This window comes from Aquisalimonas sp. 2447 (assembly GCF_012044895.1).
Lineage (GTDB): Bacteria > Pseudomonadota > Gammaproteobacteria > Nitrococcales > Aquisalimonadaceae > Aquisalimonas.
On the sequence record NZ_CP050695.1, the window covers coordinates 2,076,581 to 2,092,147 of the forward strand.

Annotated in this window: 15 protein-coding genes and 3 tRNA genes; 14 read left to right on the forward strand and 4 right to left on the reverse strand. The window is 65.8% G+C overall.

From position 1 onward, the window contains the following. The first annotated feature begins 88 nt into the window (after positions 1-88). The 4 genes from cysM to KU884_RS09805 are packed head-to-tail and all read left to right on the forward strand — an operon-like array spanning position 89 to position 3,760. On the forward strand, positions 89-979 hold the full coding sequence (gene cysM, locus KU884_RS09790) for a cysteine synthase CysM (protein WP_167782475.1): 891 nt from the start codon (positions 89-91) through the stop codon (positions 977-979). 2 nt (positions 980-981) lie between these two features. Further along, positions 982-1,782 (forward strand): 3'-5' exonuclease, encoded by an 801-nt coding sequence (locus KU884_RS09795; protein ID WP_167782476.1) that lies wholly within the window; start codon positions 982-984, stop codon positions 1,780-1,782. Further along, positions 1,775-3,106, forward strand: coding sequence for a 23S rRNA (uracil(1939)-C(5))-methyltransferase RlmD (gene rlmD, locus KU884_RS09800; RefSeq protein WP_167782477.1), 1,332 nt, complete (start codon positions 1,775-1,777; stop codon positions 3,104-3,106). The genes KU884_RS09795 and rlmD overlap by 8 nt, the downstream gene beginning before the upstream one ends. 51 nt (positions 3,107-3,157) lie before the next feature. Next, positions 3,158-3,760, forward strand: a complete 603-nt coding sequence (locus KU884_RS09805; protein ID WP_167782478.1) for an NUDIX domain-containing protein — start codon at positions 3,158-3,160, stop codon at positions 3,758-3,760. 10 nt (positions 3,761-3,770) lie between these two features. Here KU884_RS09805 and KU884_RS09810 read toward each other — a convergent pair whose 3' ends face one another. The 3 genes from KU884_RS09810 to purB form a co-directional block, all read right to left on the reverse strand. Beyond that, positions 3,771-4,547: a hypothetical protein gene (locus tag KU884_RS09810; RefSeq protein ID WP_167782479.1), complete on the reverse strand. Its 777-nt coding sequence runs from the start codon at positions 4,545-4,547 to the stop codon at positions 3,771-3,773. 19 nt (positions 4,548-4,566) lie between these two features. Further along, the gene (locus KU884_RS09815) at positions 4,567-5,052 is read right to left on the reverse strand and encodes a hypothetical protein (protein WP_167782480.1); all 486 of its coding nucleotides are present in this window, start codon (positions 5,050-5,052) and stop codon (positions 4,567-4,569) included. Positions 5,053-5,211: 159 nt separating this feature from the next. Beyond that, entirely contained in the window at positions 5,212-6,579 is a 1,368-nt protein-coding gene (gene purB / locus KU884_RS09820; protein ID WP_167782481.1) for an adenylosuccinate lyase, read from the reverse strand. Between the two features lie 97 nt (positions 6,580-6,676). Here purB and KU884_RS09825 point away from each other — a divergent pair, with 97 nt between their 5' ends. After that, positions 6,677-8,059, forward strand: coding sequence for an aspartate ammonia-lyase (locus KU884_RS09825; protein ID WP_167782482.1), 1,383 nt, complete (start codon positions 6,677-6,679; stop codon positions 8,057-8,059). Between the two features lie 162 nt (positions 8,060-8,221). Here KU884_RS09825 and KU884_RS09830 read toward each other — a convergent pair whose 3' ends face one another. Continuing rightward, positions 8,222-9,064: a dihydrofolate reductase family protein gene (locus KU884_RS09830; protein ID WP_167782483.1), complete on the reverse strand. Its 843-nt coding sequence runs from the start codon at positions 9,062-9,064 to the stop codon at positions 8,222-8,224. Between the two features lie 154 nt (positions 9,065-9,218). Here KU884_RS09830 and uvrY point away from each other — a divergent pair, with 154 nt between their 5' ends. The 9 genes from uvrY (at position 9,219) to pyk (ending at position 15,495) form a co-directional block, all read left to right on the forward strand. Then, complete coding sequence (gene uvrY, locus KU884_RS09835) at positions 9,219-9,857, forward strand: UvrY/SirA/GacA family response regulator transcription factor (RefSeq protein ID WP_167782484.1); 639 nt, start codon at positions 9,219-9,221, stop codon at positions 9,855-9,857. A gap of 25 nt (positions 9,858-9,882) precedes the next feature. Further along, positions 9,883-10,542: a uracil-DNA glycosylase gene (locus tag KU884_RS09840; RefSeq protein WP_167782485.1), complete on the forward strand. Its 660-nt coding sequence runs from the start codon at positions 9,883-9,885 to the stop codon at positions 10,540-10,542. Beyond that, entirely contained in the window at positions 10,539-12,368 is a 1,830-nt protein-coding gene (gene uvrC / locus KU884_RS09845; protein ID WP_167782486.1) for an excinuclease ABC subunit UvrC, read from the forward strand. Before KU884_RS09840 ends, uvrC begins: the two co-directional genes overlap by 4 nt. Positions 12,369-12,375: 7 nt before the next feature. Then, the gene (gene pgsA, locus KU884_RS09850) at positions 12,376-12,957 is read left to right on the forward strand and encodes a CDP-diacylglycerol--glycerol-3-phosphate 3-phosphatidyltransferase (RefSeq protein WP_167782487.1); all 582 of its coding nucleotides are present in this window, start codon (positions 12,376-12,378) and stop codon (positions 12,955-12,957) included. A gap of 43 nt (positions 12,958-13,000) precedes the next feature. Beyond that, positions 13,001-13,076, forward strand: a tRNA-Gly gene (locus KU884_RS09855). A 120-nt stretch (positions 13,077-13,196) separates the two neighbouring features. Further along, positions 13,197-13,270, forward strand: a tRNA-Cys gene (locus KU884_RS09860). 78 nt (positions 13,271-13,348) lie between these two features. Beyond that, a tRNA-Leu gene (locus tag KU884_RS09865) sits at positions 13,349-13,435 on the forward strand. A 35-nt stretch (positions 13,436-13,470) separates the two neighbouring features. Then, positions 13,471-14,058 (forward strand): bifunctional 2-polyprenyl-6-hydroxyphenol methylase/3-demethylubiquinol 3-O-methyltransferase UbiG, encoded by a 588-nt coding sequence (locus KU884_RS09870; RefSeq protein WP_167782488.1) that lies wholly within the window; start codon positions 13,471-13,473, stop codon positions 14,056-14,058. Between the two features lie 15 nt (positions 14,059-14,073). Beyond that, the gene (gene pyk, locus KU884_RS09875) at positions 14,074-15,495 is read left to right on the forward strand and encodes a pyruvate kinase (RefSeq protein ID WP_167782489.1); all 1,422 of its coding nucleotides are present in this window, start codon (positions 14,074-14,076) and stop codon (positions 15,493-15,495) included. The last annotated feature ends 72 nt before the right edge of the window (positions 15,496-15,567 follow it).

Here is a 15,567-nt window from a genome sequence, read left to right on the forward strand (position 1 = left end):
GCAGCAGTCGGCTGACGGGGACAGGACACTAGACGGATGTTGTCATCGCGCTTCCCCGTCGGGAACGTTCTGGGTGAGAATACGCACCATGAGATATCCCACTGTAGAAGAGTTTGTCGGCAACACGCCCCTGGTGCGCCTCCAGCGCCTGCAGGGAGAAACGTCCAACACCATCCTGCTGAAGCTGGAAGGCAACAACCCTGCGGGTTCGGTGAAGGATCGCCCGGCCATGAGCATGATCCGCCGCGCCGAGGAACGCGGTGACATCAGGCCCGGCGACACCCTGATCGAGGCGACCAGCGGCAACACCGGTATCGCCCTGGCCATGGCCGCGGCGATCCGCGGCTACCGCATGGTGCTGGTCATGCCCGAACACATGACCCAGGAGCGCCGTGCATCCATGCGCGCCTATGGCGCCGAACTGGTCCTGGTTTCCCAGGATGGTGGTATGGAAGAAGCGCGGGATCGCGCCATGGCCATGCAGGAGCGGGGCGAGGGCCGCGTGCTGGATCAGTTCGCCAACGCCGATAACTGGCGTGCCCACTACGAGGGAACCGCCCCGGAGATCTGGCGTGATACCCAGGGCCGGGTCACCCATTTCGTCTCCTCCATGGGGACTACGGGGACCATCATGGGCACCTCCCGTTACTTCCAGGAGACGGCTCCCCACGTGGAGATCGTCGGCGTGCAACCTCGGGACGGCTCCCAGATCCCGGGGATCCGGCGGTGGCCGGAGGCGTATCTGCCGAAGATCTACGAGCCCGAGCGGGTGCACCGTATCATCGACGTGGGTCAGGACCAGGCCGAGGAAATGACCCGGCGCCTGGCCGCGGAGGAGGGCGTGATGGCAGGCGTCTCCTCCGGCGGAACGTTGCATGCAGCGCTGGAACTCTCCGCGCAGGTGGAGAACGCCACCATCGTGAGCATCGTCTGCGACCGCGGCGACCGGTATCTCTCTTCCGGCGTTTTCCCGGCCTGACCATGACTGTTTTCGTGTTCGACATTGAAACCGTCCCGGATCTCGATGGCGTGCGGCGGTTGCACGATTTCGACGGCCTGGACGATGACAGCGTCACCGAGGCCGCGCTCGCCATGCGCCGGCAGGAAACCGGTGGTTCGGATTTCCTCAAGCTCCACCTGCACCGCGTGGCAGTGATTTCCATCGCCATGCGCAGCGGCGACCGCTTCCGGGTGTGGTCGCTGGGCGAGGGTGGTGACGATGAGGCGGATGTGATCCAGCGCTTCTACGACGGCATCGACCGCTTCACACCCACCCTGGTGTCCTGGAACGGCAGCGGTTTCGACCTGCCGGTGCTGCACTACCGGGCCATGCTCCACGGCATCAGCGCTCCGCGGTACTGGGAGACGGGGGCCACCGAGCAGAGCTTCCGCTGGAACAATTACCTGAACCGGTTCCACGAACGCCACACGGACCTCATGGACATGCTCGCGGGTTTCCAGCCGCGCGCCAACGCACCGCTGGACGAGATTGCGACGCTGTGCGGCTTTCCCGGCAAGATGGGCATGAGCGGCGGTCAGGTGTCCGAGGCCATCCGCCAGGGCAACTTCGCCGGCGTACGCGACTACTGCGAGACCGACGTGCTCAACACCTACCTGGTGTGGCTGCGGTTCCAGCTGTTCCGCGGGCACCTGGACGGTCCCGGCTACGCACGGGAATGCGCGCTGGTGCGGGACACCCTGGTCGCCGACGGTCGCGAGCATCTGCACGCCTTCCTGGAGGCCTGGGAGCCGCATCGGCTTGAGGAAAGCGGGGATGTCTAAACGTCGCCGTCGCTCCCGCGTTCCCATGGAGCCGCTGGACGTGGCCGTCGATGGCATGAGCCACGAGGGCCGCGGCATCGCTCATGTGGATGGCAAAGCCACCTTCGTTCACGGTGCCCTGCCCGGGGAACAGGTGCGCATGCGCTACACCCGCTGCCACCGGCGCTTCGACGAGGGGCGTGTGGAGGCCGTACTGGAGCCCGCCCCGGAACGCATCGAACCCCGCTGCCCGAGCTTCGGTGTCTGCGGCGGTTGCAGCCTCCAACACATGCCGCCGGAGGCGCAGATCCAGTTCAAGCAGAGTGTCCTGCTGGAACAGTTCCAACAGTTCGGTGGCGTGGCGCCGGCACAGGTGCTGGAGCCGCTGACCGGGCCCATCTGGGGCTACCGCCGCAAGGCGCGTCTGGCGGTGAAGGATGTCCCCGCCAAGGGGCGGGTCCTGGTGGGCTTCCGCGAAAAGCACAGCCCCTATGTGGCCGACATGACCGAATGCCACGTCCTCGATCCTCGGGTGGCCGAGCGTCTCTCGGACCTGAGCGCGCTGGTGGCAGGGCTCTCCTGCCGCGACCGCCTGCCGCAGATCGAAGTGGCCATCGGCGACGACACCGTGGCGCTGGTGTTCCGTAACCTGCGCCCGTTCACCGAGGGCGATTACGCGGTTCTGGCGGATTTCGCCCGGGCCCACGACTTTGCCGTCTACGAGCAGCCCGGCAATGAGAACACGGTTGCTCCGATCTGGCCCCGTGAACCCCGCCTGGCCTACCGGCCAGCGCCCGGGGAGCCGGAGATCGTGTTCCAGCCCACGGACTTCACCCAGGTCAACCACGACATCAACACCGCCATGGTGGGGCGGGCCCTGGAGTACCTGGACCCGCAACCCGACGACCGGATCCTGGATCTCTTCTGCGGCCTCGGCAATTTCTCCCTGCCCCTGGCCCGGCGCGCGGGCACCGTGGTTGGGGTCGAGGGCGCTGAAGGGCTGGTGCAGCGTGCCCGGGACAACGCCGCGGCCAACGGGCTGGACAACGCCGCTTTCCACGCCGCCGACCTCGCCCTGGACCAGGAACAGCCGGCCTGGTTGGCCGGGGGGTTCGACAAGATTCTGCTGGATCCACCCCGCTCCGGCGCGGCTGAGGTGATCCCGCAGATTGCCGACCTTGGGGCCGGGACCATCGTCTATATCTCCTGCAATCCCGCCACACTGGCCCGGGATGCCGGCACGCTGGTCCATCACTACGGCTACCGCCTGGAGGCGGCGGGGGTGATGGACATGTTCCCCCACACCGCCCACGTGGAGAGCATGGCGGTGTTCCGGAAAGCTTGAAACGCGTGTAATGCGACGAAAACGGGTTACAGGACACTGTAGGCAGGGACCATGAGCAAGCCGCTGGATATCATCGACAGATCAGTCGTCTACGACGGATTCTTCAGCCTGGAGAAGATCCGCCTGCGCCATGGGCTGTTCGCCGGTGGCATGAGTAGCGAGATCACCAGGGAGCTGTTCCGTCGCGGGCGGGTGGCGGCGGTGCTGCCCTACGATCCCGGGCTGGACGCCGTGGTTCTGGTGGAGCAGTTCCGCATCGGTGCCATGGAGGCATCGGCGGGGGCCTGGCTCCTGGAGACGGTGGCGGGTTACGCCGAGTCCGATGAGCCGGTTGATGCGGTGGCGCGTCGCGAAGCCGCCGAGGAGGCGGATCTCGAACTGCAGGAACTGCGACGCGTCTGTGACTACTACCCGACGCCGGGGGCGTCGTCGGAACTGGTTAGCCTGTTCTGCGCCCGGGTGGATGCGTCCGCGGCGGGAGGCGTCCACGGACTGTATCATGAGGGCGAGGATATCCAGGTGCACCTGGTGCCGTTCGAGGAAGCCATGGACCTGCTAGCCAACGGCGCCATCAACAGCGCCATGCCCATCATCGCACTGCAGTGGCTGGCGTTGCACCGGGAGGAACTGCGGGATCTCTGGCTGGACGACTGATTGCGTCGGATCAGCGGTCGATTCTCTCCACGCGCAGCCACCACTGGGTGCCTTCCTCGGAACGCCGGGTACTGTAACGACGCAGATCCCGTTCCTCGGACCGTTCCGCCTCCCCGGTGGAGCCCACCAGCAACCATTCTCCCAACTGTCCGCGTACCGTGGTGGTCACCCCGCTGCCGGAGCGGTCGCCGCTTTGCTGGAACGCCTCGCGAGTGGCGGCCAGTGCCACGGTGACATGGTCGCCGCGGACATCCGGCCGGGCATAGAAGCCGCGTTCGGCAGTGACGTACTCCCGGCTTTCGCCATGGCCCGGGCGGGCGCCGCCGAGGAGCAACTGCTCGCGGGTCCGGCCACGCTCCTCCCCGGCGGTGATGCGAACAGGCTCGCCGGACAGCCCGGTCACCACCTGTTCACCATCCGCCTGGCCGCGCTGACGTGTGCCGTGAATGCGGACCCCGTCCCGGTCGACACCGATCCCCTGGCGTTTCAGGTCCGTCGGCGAGCCGCTGCGCAGGGTGATCCGCACCGTCGTGGATGCGGAGTCCAGACGTTCCACGGCGGCACGGACCGCCGCCACGTCGTCCGCCGAGCCGCGCACCAGGATCTCGTAATCGTGGGGCACCATGGTGATGTCGTCGCCCACCAGGGATCGGACCTGATCGATGACACTGGCCGCGGTACGGTGCTGGAGCTGCACGGACTCCAGCGAACGGGCCTGGGTGCTCGCAGCGCCGACGGCCAGGGCGACCGTCATCAGGGCCGCCAGCAGGGAGGAGGGCAGGGTCATGGCATGCTCCGGGCCGCAATCAAAGGTTTAGACGCCGAAGTTCAATGTCCGGTTCCCCTCGATCCCAGCGTTCGGTAAAACTCCGCTGCAGCCGGCGCGCCGTGGCACGGCCCTCGGGCTCCACCAGGGCAGCGTATCCGCTTCCCGCGTCCCAGCGGATCACGGCGCGGCCGTCGACGATCAGAAAGGCCGTATCATCGTCGGCGTGTTCGTCGGCGAGTCGGCGGATCTCCATGGCCGAGGTCAGCTGCTGGGCGAGGGTGGCCAAGCGGTGGCCGCGACGGGAAATTTCGCCACCATCACGGACCAGGATGCGGACCTCGGCGCGGCGGCCCCCGGTGACTGCCAGCTGACGCACGGCATCCACCACCTCAAGGCGGTCATACAGCGCCGGGTCCAGCTCCGGGCTGAGTATATCCACCTTGCGAAGGCCGGCGGTCATGAGTTCGTCCACGGCCTGGACCGCTTCGGCGACGCTCTCCACACGATATCGGCTCGATTCCATCCGGTGCCCCCAATTGACAATACGGTTCAGTCGGAGAGGCGGCACTTCAGTCTCGGACACGCCGTGAATACGTCCATGTAGGCTCGACTGCGGCCGTCCTGGCCGCAGACGGTCCGAGACTGAAGTGCCGCCTCCCCGACTGAATCACCGATTCCAGTCTCAGATATTGCGCGCCTGCTCCCCGGCATTGCCGATGTAACGCGCCGGTGTCAGTTCCCTGAGAGTCTGCCGCGCTTCCTCGGGCAGGTCGAGACCGTCGACAAACGCACGCATGCCCTCGGCATCCACGCGGTGACCGCGGGTGAGTTCCTTGAGCTTCTCGTAGGGCTGCTCGATGCCGTAACGGCGCATGACCGTCTGGATGGCCTCGGCCAGCACCTCCCAGTTGCCTTCGAGATCCTCGGCAATGCGCTGGTGGTTCACCGCCAGCTTGCCGGTGCCCTTGAGCAGGGCCTCATAGGCGATCAGGGAGTGGGCGAGGCCGGTGCCCAGATTGCGCAGCACGGTGGAATCGGTGAGATCCCGCTGCCACCGGGAGACCGGCAGTTTGCTGCCCAGATGGGCGAACACGGCATTGGCCATCCCCAGGTTGCCCTCGGCGTTCTCGAAATCGATGGGATTGACCTTGTGCGGCATGGTGGACGAGCCCACTTCGCCGGCAACCAGGTTCTGCTTGAAATAGCCCCAGGCAATGTAACCCCAGATATCCCGGCTCAGGTCGATGAGCACGGTGTTTAGCCGGCTGCAGGCATCGAACAGCTCGGCAATATAGTCATGGGGCTCGATCTGCGTGGTGTAGGGATTCCACTCCAGGCCGAGACCCTCCACGTAGCGCCGGGCAAAAGCGGGCCAGTCCACCTCCGGGTAGGTGACCAGATGGGCGTTGTAGTTGCCCACGGCACCGTTGATCTTGCCCAGGATCGGCACCCTGGCGATCTGTATCCTCTGGCGCTGCAGGCGGTGGGCGACGTTGGCCATTTCCTTGCCCAGGGTGGTAGGCGAGGCGGGTTGGCCGTGGGTGCGCGCGAGCATGGCAACGTCGGCATGTTCGTGCGCCAGGCCTCGCACGGCATCCAGGACGCGGTCCACCGCTGGCAGCAGCGCATCCCGTCGGGCAGCGTCCAGCATGAGTGCGTAGGCGAGGTTGTTGATGTCCTCGGAGGTGCAGGCGAAGTGCACGAATTCGCCGATGGCCGCCAGTTCGGGATGCTCCGCAATGGATTCCTTGATGAAGTACTCCACCGCCTTCACGTCGTGGTTGGTGGTGGCCTCCAGCGCCTTGACCCGCTCGGCATCGGCGGGTTGGAAGTTGCTGATTATGCCGTCGAGGGTCCGGCGCGCGTCATCGGACAGCGGCGGCACCTCGGTGATGGCCGGTTCCGCGGCCAGCGCCTGCAGCCAGCGGACTTCGACAATGAGTCGGTGGCGGATCAGCCCGTACTCGCTGAAAACGGGCTGCAGGGCATCCGTCTTGCTGCCGTAGCGGCCGTCAACGGGGGAAATCGCGGTGAGTCGCGTGAGCTCCATGGTGACTTAACCTTGCTTGAGGGGGCGGCATTTGTTCCGGAGCGCGTATTCTATCAGCATGCGTCGAAACATCACCGTGGTGAAGGAGGGTTTGGCAATGAGTGAGTTCCGCACGGAAAAGGACAGCATGGGTGAGCTGCACGTCCCCGCCGATGCCCTGTACGGGGCGCAGACCCAGCGGGCCGTGGAAAACTTCCCGGTAAGCGGCATCGCCATGAGCAGGCCGTTCATTCGCGCCCTGGGGCTCATCAAGGCCACGGCGGCCGAAGTCAACCGCGACCTGGGGCTCATGGAGCCGGCGGTGGCGGATGCCATTGTCGCAGCGGCCACGGCGGTGGCCGAGGGTGAATACGACGCCCATTTCCCGGTGGACGTTTTCCAGACCGGCTCCGGCACCAGCAGCAACATGAACGCCAACGAGGTGATCGCGCACCTGGCGAGCCGGCAGGCGGGCATGACCGTTCATGCCAACGACCACGTCAACATGGGGCAGAGCAGCAATGACGTGATCCCCACGGCCATCCACGTGAGTGCCGCGCTGGAGTGCCGGCAGCGGCTGCTGCCCGCGCTGGAGCATCTGCAGCAGGTCATCGAGGCCAAGGCCGGCGAGCTTGCCGACGTGGCCAAGACCGGCCGTACCCACCTGATGGATGCCATGCCGGTCACCCTGGGCCAGGAACTCGGCGGCTGGGCGGCGCAGATCAGCAGCAGCCGGCAGCGGCTCGCGGACACGCTGCCGCGGGTGGAGGCCCTGGCCCAGGGCGGCACCGCCGTGGGCACCGGGATCAATGCGCATCCCGACTTCGCCTCCCGCTTTGCCACTCGGCTCGCCGATCGCACCGGGCTCGGCTTCCACGCCATGGACGACACCTTCTACGGGCTCAGCAGTCAGGACACCGCCGTGGAACTCTCCGGGCAACTGCGCACCGCGGCAGTGGCCATCATGAAGATCGCCAATGACCTGCGCTGGATGAACAGCGGCCCGCTGGCGGGGCTGGGCGAAATCAGCCTGCCGGCACTACAGCCGGGATCGAGCATCATGCCCGGCAAGGTCAATCCGGTGATCCCGGAATCCGCTGCCATGGTGGCCGCCCAGGTCATGGGCAATGACACCACGGTGACGGTGGCCGGCCAGTCCGGAAATTTCCAGCTGAACGTGATGTTACCGGTGATTGCTCACAATGTACTGCAGAGCATTGATCTCCTGAGCAATACCGCACTGCTGCTGGGTGACCAGGCCATCGCCGGCTTCGCGGTCAACCGGGCGAATCTGGATGACGCCCTGGCGCGCAACCCGATCCTGGTGACGGCACTGAACAGCGTCATCGGCTATGAGCTCGGCGCGAAGGTCGCCAAACGCGCCTACGCCGAGGGCCGTCCGGTACTGGACGTGGCCGAGGAAATGACCGACGTCGGCCGCGCCGAGCTGGAGCGGATCATGGACCCACGGGCACTCACCCGTGGCGGCATTCCGGAGTAAAGGCACCCGGCTGGCCCCCGCGCACCGTCCGGACTGTACGGCGGATCGTAGGGCGGACCTGTAGGGCGGACCTTCAGGTCCGCCGTCCAAGACATGCAAGCCAAAGAGGCCCGTCGACGCTCCATCGGCGGACCTGAAGGTCCGCCCTACGGTCGCAGGTCCTCATGCGACGGCGAAGCGGGCGAACTGTTGCTGGGCGCCGGCACCGGAGTCATCCAGGTACAGGGACTCCAGCACCAGATCCGTAGGCGGCGCGAGTGTCTCACCCTCGGCGATGGTGCTGTAGTGCTCGCCGGCGACGATCCGGTGACGCTGGGTCAGGAACAGGGTATCCAGCGCCCCCGCCTCCAGCAGACTGCGCAGAACGTAAGGCCCGGTCACCGAATAGGCCCGCGCATAGCCCAGCTCACCGAGGTGGCTTACCGCCGCGTCGCCGTGGACAGCCGGGCCGTCGTTCACGGCCACCACGTTGGCCCCGGAGGCCTCCAGGCGCCGCCGGGCTTCAGTGGGCGCGGCCTCCGTCGTCAGCACCGTTACCCGCCGTCCCTGCCGGAACAGGGCCTCGGGCAGATGAAAGTCCAGGCTGGCGGACAGAATGGCCACGTCCGGCTGCGGCGCAAGCCCCTGTTGCCGTCGCCAGACGTGGAGATCCCGGAACGGCGCCCGTGAACTCAGCGGTAGCACATCCTGGGCCGCGCCGAGGCGCAGATCGCGGAAATACCGGCCGCTGCTGATGAGGACGTCGGCGCGCGCCGCCAGTTCCTGAAACAACCGCCAGTCGCGGGGATCGCCAATGCTGGCGGGTACTCCCAGGCGGCCGGAGTCCGGGGCGGCGACCGCAATGCGCCCATCCAGGGTGGCGACGAAGTTGCTATAGACCCAGGGGCCGAAGTGACCACGGTCCGGTAACGCCATGTTCAGGTAAAGCCCCATCAGGGGCAGTGGCTCGCCTGGCCGCGGAAACACCGGTCGCACCGGGGCGCTGAAGTCGGGATCGTGGGTCATGGCTTCCATCCTGCAACACAGCTGAGTCGCAGGACAGTAACAGAGCGCCGGGAGCGAAACATCCACGGATGACGTATCATGGCGCCGACGTGCATGGCACGGCGATGGCGAGCGATACACTGACGTCCCGACCGCACGGAAAGCGAGGAAATAGATGCGCGTGGTATTGGTCGACGATCATCAGCTGGTCCGCACCGGCATCCGGCGCCTGCTGAGTGATACCGAAGAACTTGAAGTCGTAGGCGAGGCCGGCAGCGGTGAAGATGCGCTGCGCCTGGTCCGTGAGACGCGACCGGACGTTGTCCTCATGGACGTGAACATGCCCGGTATCGGGGGGCTGGAAGCCACACGGAAACTCCTGCGGGTGGACCCGGAACTGCGCATCATCGCCCTGACCATCCACGTGGAGGAGCCCTATCCCAGTCGCCTGATGGAAGCCGGGGCCATGGGTTACATCACCAAGGGCTGTAACGAGGGGGAGATCACCGATGCAATCCGCGCGGTCATGCGGGGTGAACGATACATCGGCGCCGACATTGCCCAGCAGATGGCGCTGGCCGGCTTCGATGGCACCCGTGACGGTGGTCTCGACAAGCTCTCCCAGCGGGAGATGCAGGTGATGATGATGGTGACGCAAGGCTATAAAATGCAGGAGATTTCCGACACCCTGTGCCTCAGCCCGAAGACCATCAGTACCTATCGCTACCGACTCTACGAAAAACTCGGCGTAGAGACGGACGTGGAACTGACCCATCTGGCCATTCGACACGGCATGATCGAGCAGATGTCCTGATGCCCGAGACGGGCCGCGGAGAGCCATGACCGAGCCAGCCCCCTTCGACCCGGACTGCCGCGCCTGTCCGCGTCTCGCCGGATTTCTGGATGAGATCCGCCAGTCGCATCCGGGCTATTTTGCCGCCCCGGTGCCCGCCTTCGGCGACCCACGGGGGCGCCTGCTTGTGGTGGGGCTGGCCCCGGGCATGCACGGGGCGAATCGCACCGGGCGGCCATTTACCGGTGACCATGCGGGCATCCTGTTGTACCGCACGCTCCACGAATTCGGCTTTGCCAACCAGCCCAACGGTGATGATCCGAAGGATGGCCTGACACTCCGGGATGCACGGATCATCAACGCGGTACGCTGCCTGCCGCCACAGAACAAGCCCACCGGCGGTGAGGTCCGCCAGTGCAACGGCTTCCTCCGACACGACCTGGACGCGGCGCCGGGCAACGCGGCGGTAATCACACTGGGGCAGGTCGCGCATCAGGCCGTGGTGCGCGCCTGGGGGCTGCGGCAGCGGGACTACCCGTTTGGCCACGGGCGCGAGTACGATCTCTCCGGTGGGCGCCGACTGATTGCCAGTTATCATTGCAGCCGGTACAACACCCAGACACGACGCCTGACGCCGGACATGTTCCGCGGGGTGTTCGCCCGCGCGCGCACGCATCTCGACCACGCAACCTGCGAAACCGCATGAGCGAAACGTCCTTCGACGCCCAGGCCCTGGTGCGCTCGCTGCCGGAGCAACCGGGCGTTTACCGGATGCTCGACAGCGACGGCCAGGTGATCTACGTGGGCAAAGCCCGCAAGCTGCGGCGGCGTGTGGCGAGTTACTTCAACGCCTCGGTGAAGAACCCGCGCACCCGGGCGCTGGTGGCACAGGTGGCGGACATCAACTTCACGGTGACCCACACCGAAGCCGAGGCGTTGATCCTCGAGAACAACCTCATCAAGGAGTACAGCCCCCGTTACAACGTGCTCCTGCGGGACGACAAGAGCTACCCCTACATCTATCTCTCGGCGCAGCAGCAGTTTCCGCGCCTGGGGTTCCACCGCGGCGCCCGTCGCACACCCGGGCGCTACTTCGGTCCGTTCCCCAGCGCCGGCGCAGTGCGCGAGACGCTCAGTCACCTGCAGAAGGTGTTTCCGGTACGCCAGTGCGAGGATACGTTCTTCGCCAACCGTTCACGGCCCTGTCTGCAATACCAGATCAAACGCTGCACCGCGCCGTGCGTGGGCTACATCTCCCCCGAGGAGTACGCCCGCGACGTGGAGCACGCCGTCATGTTCCTGGAGGGCAAGAGCGGGGAGGTCATCGACCGGCTGGTGGCGCAGATGGAACAGGCCTCGGAGGCCCTGGATTTCGAAGCTGCCGCGAGACTGCGGGACCGCATCGCCACCCTGCGGCGGATTCAGGAGAAGCAGGCCATCACGGGCGAGAAAGGGGATCTGGACGTGGTTGCCGGCCTCACCGAGGCGGGGGTGACCTGCATTCAGGTGTTCGTGATCCGTAACGGCCAGAACCTTGGCAACAAGAGCTTTTTCCCCAGGGCGCCGGACGCCACGGATACCGGTGACGTCCTGGCGGCGTTCATGGCGCGCTACTACCTGGGTCGGGACACGCCCAAGGAAATCCTGGTGAACATGGACGTACCCGAGCGGGACGTGCTCGAGGCAGCCCTCGGACAGGATGCCGGGCATGTGGTACACATCCGCCATCGTGTGCGGTCGGATCGGCGGCGCTGGGTGGAAATGGCGGTAAACAACGCCCGCACCGCGCTGCAGAGCCGTGCGGCCCAGAACGCGGGGCAGGGCAGGCGCATGGAAGCGCTGCAGCAAGCCCTGGACCTGGAGGCAATGCCGGATCGGCTGGAGTGCTTTGACATCTCCCATACCGGCGGTGAGGCCACTGTCGCCTCCTGCGTCGTGTTCGATGCCGAGGGGGCGGTGAAATCGGACTACCGGCGGTTCAACATTGCCGACATCGAGCCCGGCGACGATTATGCCGCCATGCGACAGGCACTGGAGCGGCGGTACCTGCGGCTGAAACGGGGCGAGGGTATTCTCCCGGACCTTTTGATTATCGACGGCGGGCAGGGACAGGTGCGCCAGGCCATGGAGGTTCTGGAAGAGCTGCAGGTGGACGGCGTGACGGTGCTCGGCATTTCCAAGGGCCCCGACCGGCGCCCGGGGGAGGAGAAACTCTATCTCCCCGAACGTGACGAAACAGTTATACTGCCGCCGGATTCCGCTGCGCTGCACTTGCTGCAGCAGATCCGGGACGAGGCGCACCGGTTCGCCATTACCGGGCACCGGACCCGCCGGGGCAAGGCAAGACAGCGTTCGCAGCTGGATGACGTGCCCGGCCTTGGGCCAAAGCGCCGCCAGAACATCCTCAAGCAGTTCGGCGGCCTCAGGGCAGTCTCCCGCGCCGGAGTTGACGATCTTGCGCGGGTCCCCGGCGTCAGCCGGGAATTGGCGCAACGGGTGTACGACACATTCCATGGAGATGCGAAGGACTGATCAACCGATGCAGCTGAATTTGCCCAACAGCCTGACCCTGGCACGCATCGTCATGATCCCGATCTTCGGGCTGGTGTTCTTTCTGCCCGTGGAGTGGGCCGGCCTGGTGGCCGCACTGGTCTTCGGCCTGGCCGCGGTCACGGACTGGCTGGATGGTTACCTGGCGCGACGCTGGGAACAGACTTCGGCCTTCGGCGCGTTCCTCGACCCGGTGGCGGACAAGCTGATGGTGGCGGTGGCCCTGGTGGCGCTGGTTGCCGTGAATCCGTCGCCCTGGTTCGCCTTTGCTGCAGCGGTGATTATCGGCCGCGAGATTGCTGTCTCGGCGCTGCGTGAATGGATGGCGGAACTCGGCAAGCGTGCCACCGTGGCGGTGAGCATGATCGGCAAGTTCAAGACGGCGGCGCAGATGATTGCCATTGTCATGCTGCTCTACGGGGAGCCTGTGTTGGGTCTGCCGACTTCCATCCTTGGCCTTCTCCTGCTCTATATCGCCGCCGGGCTGACGCTCTGGTCCATGATTATCTACCTGCGTGCGGCCTGGGTGGTACTGGAGGGTAGCCCCAGGGAACCTGGCGGCGAGTCGTAGACTTGACAGTCTGTGCTCCGGGGCTAGAATAGCGCCTCCTTACGCGGGAATAGCTCAGTTGGTAGAGCACAACCTTGCCAAGGTTGGGGTCGCGAGTTCGAGTCTCGTTTCCCGCTCCAGATCCGGAACCCCGGCCCATCCCGCCGGGGTTCGTTGTTTCTGCTCCCGCAGAAGCAGGCCGCCAACAGCCGCGCCTCGTGGCCTCGGCGGACGAGCATGTTAGACTACGCCCCAACAAGGGCTCGGTGGCAGAGTGGTGATGCAGCGGACTGCAAATCCGCGTACGTCGGTTCGATTCCGGCCCGAGCCTCCATCCTATGATCGGCCCGTTCGTCATCTCCCGCGCGCCGTTCAGGTCGCCGGAGTGGCTGGCCTGATCGGATTCAACTGCGCGGGTGTGATGGAACAGGTAGACATAGCAGACTTAAAATCTGCTGGGCGTTCGCCCGTGCCGGTTCGAGTCCGGCCACCCGCACCATTTCCCGCGCCGGCCAGGTTCACGAGTGGCCAGCCATGAGTGACGACGCCTCCGTCCTCTGGGACCGCCGCTACCAGGGCGTCACGCCGCGGGACCGTCGGGCCGCGGAGGTGCTGGTGGAGAATACCCACCTTTTGCCGCACCAGGGCGAGGCCCTGGACCTGGCCGCCGGTGTTGCCGCCAATGCCTTCGTGCTGGCCCGGCTTGGCATGGCAGCGGAGGCGTGGGACCAATCCGCAACGGCCACCCAGATCGTCGCTGCACATGCCCGGGAAACCGGCTTGGGGGTGGTCGCCCGCAACCGGGACGTTGTGGCTCAGCCGCCCGCAGCCCGCAGTTTCGATGTGATTGTCGTCAGCGCCTTCCTGAATCGTGATCTGTGCGGTGCCATAGCCGACGCGCTGCGTCCCGGCGGGTTGCTGTTCTATCAGACCTACTGCCAGACCCGGGTCACCCAGTCAGGCCCGTCCAACCCGGACTTCCTGCTGGCCGATGGCGAACTGCTGCAGCTGTTCGCGGGCCTTGCTCCCGTGGTATACCGCGAGGAGCAGTGCCTGGGTGACCCCTTTCGCGGTTTCCGTGATCGCGCCATGCTGGTAGCGCGTCAGCCAGAATCCGCCTGACAGGAGCCAGCGGCGATGCCGAGACGCACCAAGATTGTTGCCACCCTGGGACCCGCCACCGATGCGCCCGAGGTGCTCGAGGCCATTGTCCGGGCCGGGGTCTCCGTGGTTCGGCTCAATTTCTCCCACGGACGTTCCGATGACCACCTGCTGCGCGTCCAGGCGGTGCGTGACGCGTCGGCACGCGCCGGTCGGGACGTGGCCGTCCTGGCGGATCTGCAGGGACCGAAGATCCGCATCGACCGCTTTCGCGAAGGCCCGGTTGAGCTGGTGGAAGGGGAGAGCTTTTTCCTGGACGCGGAACTCGACCCCGAGGGTGGCACCCGGGAGGGCGTTGGCCTGACCTACAAGCAGTTGCCGGAGGATGTCGACCCCGGGGATGTGCTGCTGCTGGACGATGGCCAGATCGTGCTGCAGGTGGAGCGTATTGAAGGGTCACGGATCCACTGCCGGGTGGACCTGGGCGGTCAATTATCGGACAACAAGGGCATCAATCGGCAGGGCGGCGGGCTCTCGGCGCCGGCGCTGACCGACAAGGACCGCGCCGACATCGCCACTGCGGCTGCCATGGCCGCTGATTATGTGGCTGTCTCCTTCCCCCGTTCCGCGGCGGACCTTGAAGAGGCCAGAGATCTGCTCACCGCCGCAGGAAGCGATGCCGGTATTGTCGCCAAGATCGAGCGGGCCGAGGCGGTGGCGGTCATTGAAGAGATTATCGGCGCATCGGATGCCGTGATGGTTGCCCGCGGTGACCTGGGTGTGGAAATCGGCGATGAGGAACTGCCAGGGGTGCAGAAGCGGATCATCGCGACGGCGCGGGAGATGAACCGGGTGGCCATCACGGCAACGCAGATGATGGAGTCCATGATCAACCACGCCAATCCGACCCGCGCGGAAGTCATGGACGTGGCCAATGCGGTGATGGATGGCACCGATGCCGTCATGCTCTCGGCGGAGACCGCCGCAGGTCGCTACCCGGTACGCACGGTGGAGGCCATGGCGCGGATCTGTCTCGGCGCCGAGCGTCAGCGCACCACCCAGCGCTCCCATCATCGCCTGGACTCCCAATTCGGCCGTATCGACGAGGCCATCGCCATGGCGGCCATGTACACCGCCAATCATCTCGATGTCGGCGCCATCATTGCGCTGACGGAATCCGGTGCCACAGCGCTGTGGATGTCCCGGATCAGTTCAGGCATTCCCATCTACGCACTCACGCAGCATCCCACCACACGTCGACGCACCGCACTGTACCGGGGAGTGTTTCCGCTGGCGTTCGATATCATGCACCACGACGCGGCAGCAGTGGTGCGGGACGCGGTGGAGACCCTTAAGGGCGAAGGGCTGGTGGCCGAGGGTGAACTGGTGATCATTACCAAGGGCGAGTTCTCCGGTATTTCCGGGGGCACCAACGCCATGAAAATCGTCCGCGCCTGATCCCCATCATGGCCCCGACGGAATATTGCACTGGTACATTTCCCCAGTACAATTCCGGGTTTTGGCCATGAA

Bases quoted from the DNA above. Each gene is read 5' to 3' on its own strand.
- pyk (WP_167782489.1), top strand. From the start codon at position 14,074: ATGCCGAGACGCACCAAGATTGTTGCCACCCTGGGACCCGCCACCGAT.
- KU884_RS09830 (WP_167782483.1), bottom strand. From the start codon at position 9,064: ATGACCCACGATCCCGACTTCAGCGCCCCGGTGCGACCGGTGTTTCCG.
- uvrC (WP_167782486.1), top strand. From the start codon at position 10,539: ATGAGCGAAACGTCCTTCGACGCCCAGGCCCTGGTGCGCTCGCTGCCG.
- purB (WP_167782481.1), bottom strand. From the start codon at position 6,579: ATGGAGCTCACGCGACTCACCGCGATTTCCCCCGTTGACGGCCGCTAC.
- cysM (WP_167782475.1), top strand. From the start codon at position 89: ATGAGATATCCCACTGTAGAAGAGTTTGTCGGCAACACGCCCCTGGTG.
- pgsA (WP_167782487.1), top strand. From the start codon at position 12,376: ATGCAGCTGAATTTGCCCAACAGCCTGACCCTGGCACGCATCGTCATG.
- KU884_RS09795 (WP_167782476.1), top strand. From the start codon at position 982: ATGACTGTTTTCGTGTTCGACATTGAAACCGTCCCGGATCTCGATGGC.
- KU884_RS09840 (WP_167782485.1), top strand. From the start codon at position 9,883: ATGACCGAGCCAGCCCCCTTCGACCCGGACTGCCGCGCCTGTCCGCGT.
- uvrY (WP_167782484.1), top strand. From the start codon at position 9,219: ATGCGCGTGGTATTGGTCGACGATCATCAGCTGGTCCGCACCGGCATC.
- KU884_RS09810 (WP_167782479.1), bottom strand. From the start codon at position 4,547: ATGACCCTGCCCTCCTCCCTGCTGGCGGCCCTGATGACGGTCGCCCTG.
- rlmD (WP_167782477.1), top strand. From the start codon at position 1,775: ATGTCTAAACGTCGCCGTCGCTCCCGCGTTCCCATGGAGCCGCTGGAC.
- KU884_RS09805 (WP_167782478.1), top strand. From the start codon at position 3,158: ATGAGCAAGCCGCTGGATATCATCGACAGATCAGTCGTCTACGACGGA.
- KU884_RS09825 (WP_167782482.1), top strand. From the start codon at position 6,677: ATGAGTGAGTTCCGCACGGAAAAGGACAGCATGGGTGAGCTGCACGTC.
- KU884_RS09870 (WP_167782488.1), top strand. From the start codon at position 13,471: ATGAGTGACGACGCCTCCGTCCTCTGGGACCGCCGCTACCAGGGCGTC.
- KU884_RS09815 (WP_167782480.1), bottom strand. From the start codon at position 5,052: ATGGAATCGAGCCGATATCGTGTGGAGAGCGTCGCCGAAGCGGTCCAG.